Origin of the sequence: Saccharopolyspora sp. NPDC000359 (assembly GCF_040300525.1) — a bacterium.
In the GTDB taxonomy this organism is placed as follows: Bacteria; Actinomycetota; Actinomycetes; order Mycobacteriales; family Pseudonocardiaceae; genus Saccharopolyspora.
In genome coordinates, this window is sequence record NZ_JBEPDU010000098.1 from 1 (window position 1) to 8,395 (window position 8,395).

An 8,395-nucleotide genomic window follows, 5' to 3' on the forward strand; every position below is an offset into this window, starting at 1 on the left:
CAAGAGCGCCGGGGCGGCCGGGTGGTCGTCACCGACCTGCTCGACGCGCCGCTGGCGATCGCCGCCCGGGTCGGCGCCACCACGACGATCCGGGCCGACCGCGGGGACCCCGAGCAGGTCGACGTCGCCATCGAGGCCTCCGGGTCGGCGGCGGGGCTGAGCACGTGCGTGCGGGCCGTGCGGCGCGGCGGTGCCGTGGTGCTGCTCGGCCTGTTGCCGCCCGGCGAGACCGGTTTCCTCGGCAACGTCGTGGTGACCCGCGAGCTGCAGCTCCTCGGCGCGTTCCGCTTCGACCGCGAGTTCGACGACGCGCTGTCCCTGCTGGCCGACGGGCTGCCGGTCGACCCGGTGCTGACCCACACCTTCCCGCTGTCCGAGGCGGTGGCCGCCTTCGACATCGCCGGGGACCGCACCGCCGCCTCGAAGGTCCTGCTGGACCTGACCGCGGGGTGAACCCGCCCGTTTCCCTGCGCCGGGGCGGCCGCTGGCCGAGAATTGCCAGCGGCCGCCCCACCGGCGCTCACCAGCAACCCGCAGGAGTTTCACATGGGCACCTCAGCGCAGATCGGCGTCACCGGGCTCGCGGTCATGGGCCGCAACCTGGCGCGCAACTTCGCCCGCAACGGCTACACCGTCGCCGTGCACAACCGCACCCCGTCGCGCACCCGCGAGCTGCTGGCGGAGTTCGGCGACGAGGGCGAGTTCATCGGCGCCGAATCCGCCGCCGAGTTCGTCGCCGCGCTGGAGCGACCGCGCCGACTGGTGATCATGGTCAAGGCCGGGGACCCCACCGACGCGGTGATCGAGGAGTTCGCGCCGCTGCTGGAGGACGGCGACGTGATCATCGACGGCGGCAACGCGCACTTCGCGGACACCCGGCGCCGGGAACGCGACCTGCGCGAGCGGGGCATCCACTTCGTCGGCACCGGCATCTCCGGTGGCGAGGAGGGCGCGCTGCACGGCCCCAGCATCATGCCGGGCGGTTCCGCGGAGTCCTACGAATCGCTGGGCCCGATGCTGGCGAAGATCTCCGCCAAGGCCGCCGACGGCGCGCCCTGCGTCACGCACGTGGGCCCCGACGGGTCCGGGCACTTCGTGAAGATGGTGCACAACGGCATCGAGTACGCCGACATGCAGCTCATCGCCGAGGCCTACCAGCTGCTGCGCGACGTCGGGGGCCGCTCCCCCGCCGAGATCGCCGAGGTCTTCCGCACCTGGAACACCGGTCGGCTGGACTCCTACCTGATCGAGATCACCGCCGAGGTGCTGTCCCACGTGGACTCCGCCACCGGCGAGCCGTTCGTGGACGTGGTGGCCGACCAGGCCGAGCAGAAGGGCACCGGCCGCTGGACGGTGCAGCTCGCCCTCGAACTCGGCGTGCCGGTCTCCGGCATCGCCGAGGCGGTGTTCGCCCGCTCGCTGTCGGGCCACACCGCGCTGCGCGAGGCCTCGCGCGGGCTGGCCGGGCCGACCGCCCGACCGCTCAGCGGAGCGGCGGCCGACGCGTTCGCCGACCAGGTGGAGCAGGCGCTGTACGCGTCCAAGATCGTCTCGTACACGCAGGGCTTCCACGAGATCGCCGCGGGCAGCGCCGAGTACGGCTGGAACATCGACCTCGGTGCGATCGCGGGCATCTGGCGCGGCGGCTGCATCATCCGCGCCGCGTTCCTGGACCGCATCCGCGCCGCCTACGACGCCCGGCCGGACCTGCCGAGCCTGCTGTCCGACGAGACCTTCGCCGCCGAGATCGCCGACGCCCAGCAGGACTGGCGCGAGGTGCTGGGCGCGGCCACCGGCCAGGGCGTGCCCACCCCGGGCTTCGCGGCGGCGCTGGCCTACTACGACTCCCTGCGCGCCGACCGCCTCCCGGCGGCGCTCACCCAGGGCCAGCGCGACTACTTCGGCGCCCACACCTACCGCCGCACCGACCGCGAAGGAACCTTCCACACCCGCTGGGCCGGGGACCGCTCCGAGGTCCAGATGTAGGGTCCACTTCGGACGACACCTGCGCATCCGGAACGAAGTCGGAAAACCTCATCAGGTCGCTAGGCGATCTCGTTGAGCGCTGCGACGGCCCGGTCGACCTCCTCGGGGAAGTGCACGATGCTCGTTCCGATGCGCGGGTACGGCCGCAGCCCCGGGGCGGTGCTGATCCGCAGGCCGCGATCGGCCAGGTGCTGCACCACCCGCTCCGCGTCCACGCCCTCGACTTCGAAGCAGGTGATACCGGCCGACATCGCGGGATCCTGCGGAGTGTGCAGGACGACCTTCTCGACACCGCGGAGCCCGTCCTTGAGCTGCTGGCTCAGCTGCGTGATGCGCTCGGCTGCGGCTGCCCGGCCGATCCGCTGGTGGAAGTCCACCGCGACCGGCATCGCGAACAGGTGGTCGAACTGGATGAACGTGCCCGGCGTCAGGTTGGCGATGGTGTCCTCGCGGAACACCGGCACGATGGTCGGGCGCACGTGCGGCCAGGCGTCCCGCGGGCTCCAGATCAGGCCGGTGCCGCGCGGCCCGAGGAACCACTTGTGCGTGCCCGCGACGACGAAATCCGCACCCAGCGACGGCAGGTCCGCGTCCACGGCGGCCAGGCCCTGCACCGCGTCGACGACCAGCAGGCAGCGGTCCTCCTCCGCGCGCCCCGAGTTCGCCTCCGCGACCACGGCGGCGAGCTCCGCGACCGGCATCCGCACCCCGGTGGTCGACTGCACCCAGGTGACGCCGACCGCGCGGGTCTCCGGCCGGATCTCCGCCCGCAACCGGGAGGCGATCTCGTCCACCGTCGCGTTCGCCGAGTTCTCGTAGAGCTTGCCCATCCGGGTCGTCACACCGTGCTTCTCCCCGGCCAGCACCGCCGAGCCGACGTGCGCCACGTGGTCCTGCTCGGTGAGCAGGAACTCCTGCCCCGGCTTCACCTTCAGTCCGTTGTAGACGAAACCAAGCCCGGTCGTCGTGTTGTGGGTCAGCGCGAACTCGTCCGGTGCACCGCCCAGGAACCCGGCCAGCGCGGTCCGCACCCGCTCGTAACCGGTCGGCCCGTCCGGCAGCTCCAGGCCGTAGACGTCCATCGGGTTGGCGTCCAGCTGCGCGCCGAGGTGCTCGATGGCCTCCCGCAGCACGCGCGGGTGCGAGGTCAGGAAGAAGGCGCTGAAGTTCACCACGGACGGGTCCAGGCGGAACTGCTCGCGCACCGCCCGCCAGTCGACCTCCCCGTTCGCCGCGGTGAACTTCGGCGGCCGCGCGACCGCGCTCGCCGCTGCGGGCGCCCCGATGCCCAGGGCCGCGGCCGCACCAGCTCCCACCAGGAATCCACGTCGATCAAACCCGCTCATCCGCCCGAGCTCCCCACCGATCGCCGAACCGGCCCGAACCCGCTGGTACCACGCCGAAAACCGTCGGCGCGCGCCTGGATCCCGCCTGCGGCGAAGCGGTTCGGGCAACGAGGGAACACACGCTAACAGCGCGCCGCAGCCCCGTCACGCGACTTAAGAGGAGCGCGAAAAACCCTGCAAGGACGGTGAAATCAAGCCAGTCCCGCGTCGTGCACCAGGATGGCCGCCTGCACCCGGTTGGTCAGGTCGAGCTTCGCCAGCGACCTGCTCACGTGCGCTTTCACGGTGGTCTCGCTCATCGACAGCTCGCGACCGATCTCCGCGTTGGACAGGCCGCGCGCCACGCAGAGCACGACTTCGCGCTCCCGCGCGGTCAGCACCTCCAAGCGCGCCCGCGCCGCCGGTTTGATGTCGGCGAACCTGCTGATCAACCTCTTGGTGACGGTGGGTGCGAGCATCGCGTTGCCGGCCGCGGCGGTCCGCACCGCAGCGACCAGTTCGTGTGGCTGGGCGTCTTTCAGCAGGAAACCCACCGCCCCCGCCTTGAGCGCGCTGTGCACGTAGTCGTCCAGGTCGAAGGTGGTGAGCATGACGATCCGCGGCGGCGAAGGCTGCGCGCCGATCTCCGCCGCGGCCGAGATCCCGTCCAGCACCGGCATCCGCACGTCCAGCAGCACGACGTCCGGGCGGTGGCGCAGCACGGCCTCCACCGCCTCCCGGCCGTCCGCCGCCTCGCCGACCACCTCGATGTCGTCAGCGGGTTGCAGGATCATCCGCAAACCCGTGCGCACCAACGTTTCGTCGTCGACCACCAGTACTCGGATCACGCAGCCCCTCCGACGGCTGGAAGTGTGGCGCGACCGACTATACTGCCAAGCAATCAACGCCGTAGCCGCCCACGCGACGAGGTGAGCGATTGATCAGCCTCCGGCACCTGACCAAGCAGTACGGCACCACCACCGCGGTCAACGACCTCAGCCTGGACATCGCCGCCGGGAAGGTGACCGGGTTCCTCGGCCCCAACGGGGCCGGGAAGTCGACGACGATGCGCATGATCATGGGCCTGGACCGCCCCACCTCCGGCGAGGCGCGCATCAACGGCAAGCACTACGCCGAACTGCCCTACCCGCTGCGCGAGGTCGGTGCCCTGCTCGACGCCCGCGCGGTGCACCCGCGGCGATCGGCGCACGCACACCTGCTGTCCTTGGCCCGCAGCAACGGGATTCCGCGCGGCCGGGTCGACCAGGTGCTCGACGAGGTAGGCCTGACCGCCGTTGCCGGGCGGCACGCGGGGACCTTCTCGCTCGGCATGGGTCAGCGCCTCGGCATCGCCGCCGCGCTGCTCGGCGATCCGCACACGGTGATCTTCGACGAGCCGGTGAACGGGCTGGACCCCGACGGCGTGCGCTGGGTGCGCTCGCTGGCGCGGTCGCTGGCCGCGGAGGGGCGGACGGTGTTCGTCTCCAGCCACCTGATGAGCGAGATGCAGCTGACCGCTGACCACCTGGTCATCATCGGTCGCGGTGAGCTCATCGCGGACGCCGCCGTCGACGAGGTCATCGAGCGCAGCTCGACCCGGTGCGTCGTGGTGCGCAGCCCCGAACCGTCCGCCCTGGCGTCGCTGCGCGATCGCCTGGCCGACAGCGGTTTCCGCGCGGATGCCGACGGCGACGGGCTCCGGGTGCTGGACGCCAGCCCCGAGCAGGTCGGCGACCTCGCCCACGAGCTGGGCGTCCGGTTGCACGAGCTGCGCGACGAGACCCCGTCCCTGGAGGAGGCGTACCTGCGGTTGAGCTCCAGCAGCGTGGAGTACAGCGGTGCCGTGCCCGCCGACCAATCCCGGGAGGGAGCGTGACCGTGCCCACCTCGACCTCGCAAGCCCCGCCACCGCGAACGGGCAAGCTGGGCGGTGCCGTCGCCTCGGAGTGGACGAAGTTGCGGTCGGTGCGCTCCACCTGGATCTGCCTGGCCGGGGCGGCCGCGCTGGCCGCCGCCTACTCGCTCATCATGGCCGCCTCGGCGCGGTCCCTGCAGTCGGCCGGTGGCCCGAACACCGCGATCACCTCGGCGCTCGACAACGCCACCACCGGGGTCCTGTTCGTCGCCGACATCGCCGTCGTCACGCTGGCCGCGATGGTCATCACCACCGAGTACGCCACCCGCACCATCCTGCCCACCCTGCAGGCCGTACCGCTGCGCCGCCGGGTGCTGCTGGCGAAGTCCCTGGTGCTGCTGCCGATCCTGTTCGTCAGCGGGGTGCTGCTCACCGGAATCGGGGTCGCGGCGGGCTCGGTGGTGCTGGGCGAGTTCGCCGATCCGCTGGAACCGGCGGGCGTGCTGGGCCGGGCGGTGGCGGTCGGCGCTTATCTGGCGCTCAGCGGTGTTCTGGTCGTCGGGCTCGGCGCGGTGGTCCGGCACGTCGCGGGCACCATCGCGGTGTCGATCGTGGTGGTCTTCGGCGTGCCGATGATGCTGCAGGTCACCTCGATCCCGCTGCTGGTGTCGGCGGCCGAGCTCTTCCCCGGACCCGCTGGCATGGTGCTGGCGGGGGTCGCGGACTTCAACGCCTACGGTCCGCTGACCGCGCTGCTCGTACTGATCGGTTGGGCCGTCGCGGGCTACGCCATCGGGTTCGCGGCACTGCGCGCCCGCGACGCCCTGTGAGGCATCAGCCCTCGAACCCCTGCAGGCGCAGCAACAACTTCGCGACCTCCGTGGCGGACACCCGCCCGCCGCGCTCGACGTGCGCCGGGATCTCCGGCTCCGAGCACAGCAGGACCGGCCCGTCCGCCGCCGAGTCCGGCAGCCGCCCGTGCGAACCGCGCACCCAGCTGGCATCGGTGGGCACCACGTCCATCGCGTAGCGCAGGCCCAGCTTCTTGCGCGCCAACCCGCACAGGGCGCGGGCCTTGGCCCACCGGTCCGCCGGGTCGAAGAACAGCTCCGCCGGGTCGTAGCCCGGTTTTCGGTGGATCTCCACGCCCCGCGCGAAGTCCGGGCGGCGCGCCTCGTCCGTCCAGTAGTAGTAGGTGAACCAGGAGTCGGGTTCGGCGACCGCGACCAGCTCCCCGGCCCGCGGGTGGTCGAGCCCGTACCGCTGCTGGCTGGCGCGGTCGAGGACCTCGTCGACCCCGGGCAGCGAGCAGACCAGCGACCGGACCCGCTCCAGATCCGCCTCGTCGGCCACGTAGACGTGCGCCACCTGGTGGTCGGCGACCGCGAACGCGCGCGAGGTCCACGGGTCCAGGTACTCCATGCCAGCCTGGCAGTAGACCTCCAGGAACCCTTCGGCGCGCAGCGCGCGGTTGACGTCGACCGGGCGGTGGACCGGCGCGATGCCGTACTCGCTCAGCGCCACGACCGCGGCACCCGCTTCCCGCGCATCCCGCAGCAGCGGGGCGACCTCGGCGTCCACCGCGCGGGCCGCCCGCACGGCCTGCGGTGACTCCGGCCCGCACCGCTGCAGGTCGTAGTCGAGGTGCGGCAGGTACACCAGGAGCAGGTCCGGGGCGTGCCGGGTGAGCACGTGCCGGGCGGCGGAGGCGATCCACCGGGTGGAGTCGATCGAGGCGGTGGGGCCCCAGTAGTGGAACAGCGGGAAGTCCCCGAAGCGGTCGGTGAGCTCGTCGTGCAGCGCCGGTGGGCGCGTGTAGCAGTCGGGGGACTTGCGCCCGTCGGCGTGGTACACCGGCCGCGGGGTCACCGTGAGGTCGGTCGTGGCGCCCATCGCGTACCACCAGCAGAGGTTCGCCGCGGTGTAGGACGGTTTCGCCGCTCGGGCGGTCTCCCACAGCTTCTCCCCCGCCACCAGCTTGTTGTGCTGGCGCCACAGGTGCACCTCGCCGAGCTCCCGGAAGTACCAGCCGTTGCCGACGATCCCGTGCTGGGCGGGCATCAGCCCGGTGAGGAAGGTCGATTGCGCGCTGCAGGTGACCGCGGGCAGCACGGTGCCGAGCTCGGCCCGCCAGCCCCGGTCGGCCAGCGCCGCCAGGTTGGGCATGTGCTGCAGCAGTCCCGGGGTCATGCCCACGACGTCCAGCACCACCAGCTGCTTCACCGGGCACCTCCGATGTGCATCGCCAGCGCGTTGTCGCGCACCCAGCTCAGCTCGGCCGCGATCCCGCGCACCAGGTCCTGGCGGTGCCGGTTCGGCAGCACCGACCAGGTGTAGGTCTCGACCTCCCGGTGCGGCGGGCGGTCCGGGAAGACTCGGTCGACCTCGGCCAACGCCCGCCGGGTCACCTCGGTGGTCGTGGCCAGCGGGCCGTCCGGCACCAGGTGCAGCGGCACGTGGACGTGCACCCGCCACGGGCCCCGCCTCGGCAAATCCGGTGCGGGCAGGTCATCGGCGAACCGCACCCGGTCCGCACCCAGCTCCCGGACCTGGTGGAGGTAGCGGGCCTCGGCGAACTCGGCCAGCGCCGCCCCGGCGGCCGGATCGGCGGGGTCGGCGACGTGCAGGGCCGCCGAGATCTGCACCTTGAACACGCGCAGCCCGGCCTCGGCGATCCCGGACACGGCCCGCTCCGGCTCGGCGAACCCGACCGCGAGGTGGCAGGTGTCCAGGCACAGCCCGACCAGGTCCGGGTCGACCCGGGCGCGCAACCACCGGGTGGTGTCGGGCAGTTCGTCGAGCACGCAGCCCGGTTCCGGCTCCACCGCGAGGCGGATCGGCCGCCCCGTCCGGTCGCGCAGGTCGGCCAGGAACTCCTGGGCATCTTCGAACGCGGCCGTCGCGCGGTCGTCGTCGACCGCCGTCCAGCCGGTGCGCCAGCCCAGCGGCAGCGTGGAAATGCTGCCGAACTCCACGTCATCATCCAGCAGCCCGCTCAGCACGACGGCGCAGTCCTCGGTGTACCGCAGGCGTGCGGGCTCGGCCCACGTCGGCCGGTACACCGAGTGCTTGACCACCTCGTCGTGGAAACCGCGGTGCGGGAAGGCGTTGAGGCTCAGCACGGACAGGCCGCGCGCGAGCAGCTCGGCGCGCAGCGACTTCACCGCGGCAGGGTCCTCGGCCAGCTCCCGGGCGAGGTCGGCGGCCAGCCACAGGGCGAGCCCCAGCA

The 8,395-nt window shown here is 72.4% G+C and carries 8 protein-coding genes; 4 read left to right on the forward strand and 4 right to left on the reverse strand.

The annotated features are described in order from the left end of the window. Together ABT324_RS32940 and gnd are read left to right on the forward strand one after the other, a co-directional pair. The coding region (locus ABT324_RS32940) for a zinc-binding dehydrogenase (protein WP_502949834.1) at window positions 1–453 on the forward strand (453 nt) is incomplete at its 5' end. 93 nt (window positions 454–546) lie between these two features. Continuing rightward, entirely contained in the window at window positions 547–1,986 is a 1,440-nt protein-coding gene (gene gnd / locus ABT324_RS32945) for an NADP-dependent phosphogluconate dehydrogenase (RefSeq protein WP_351185694.1), read from the forward strand. Between the two features lie 59 nt (window positions 1,987–2,045). On the opposite strand, the gene ABT324_RS32950 is transcribed toward gnd, so the two are convergent. Then, window positions 2,046–3,302 (reverse strand): aminotransferase class V-fold PLP-dependent enzyme, encoded by a 1,257-nt coding sequence (locus tag ABT324_RS32950; RefSeq protein ID WP_211840569.1) that lies wholly within the window; start codon window positions 3,300–3,302, stop codon window positions 2,046–2,048. A 221-nt stretch (window positions 3,303–3,523) separates the two neighbouring features. Then, window positions 3,524–4,159, reverse strand: coding sequence for a response regulator (locus ABT324_RS32955; RefSeq protein ID WP_150068721.1), 636 nt, complete (start codon window positions 4,157–4,159; stop codon window positions 3,524–3,526). 89 nt (window positions 4,160–4,248) lie between these two features. Between ABT324_RS32955 and ABT324_RS32960 the strand changes: the two genes are divergently transcribed. Both ABT324_RS32960 and ABT324_RS32965 read left to right on the forward strand, forming a co-directional pair. After that, the gene (locus tag ABT324_RS32960; protein WP_150068722.1) at window positions 4,249–5,187 is read left to right on the forward strand and encodes an ABC transporter ATP-binding protein; all 939 of its coding nucleotides are present in this window, start codon (window positions 4,249–4,251) and stop codon (window positions 5,185–5,187) included. Continuing rightward, window positions 5,184–5,996, forward strand: coding sequence for an ABC transporter permease (locus tag ABT324_RS32965; protein ID WP_170301569.1), 813 nt, complete (start codon window positions 5,184–5,186; stop codon window positions 5,994–5,996). Before ABT324_RS32960 ends, ABT324_RS32965 begins: the two co-directional genes overlap by 4 nt. A 4-nt stretch (window positions 5,997–6,000) precedes the next feature. Here the strand turns inward: ABT324_RS32965 and ABT324_RS32970 are convergent, their stop codons facing one another. Next, window positions 6,001–7,389 carry an alkaline phosphatase family protein gene (locus ABT324_RS32970; protein ID WP_351185698.1) on the reverse strand — a complete coding sequence of 463 codons (1,389 nt, stop codon included), beginning with the start codon at window positions 7,387–7,389 and terminating at the stop codon, window positions 6,001–6,003. Beyond that, a partial coding sequence (gene eboE, locus ABT324_RS32975) for a metabolite traffic protein EboE (protein WP_351185701.1) occupies window positions 7,386–8,395 on the reverse strand: 1,010 nt, incomplete at its 5' end. The genes eboE and ABT324_RS32970, both read right to left, overlap by 4 nt.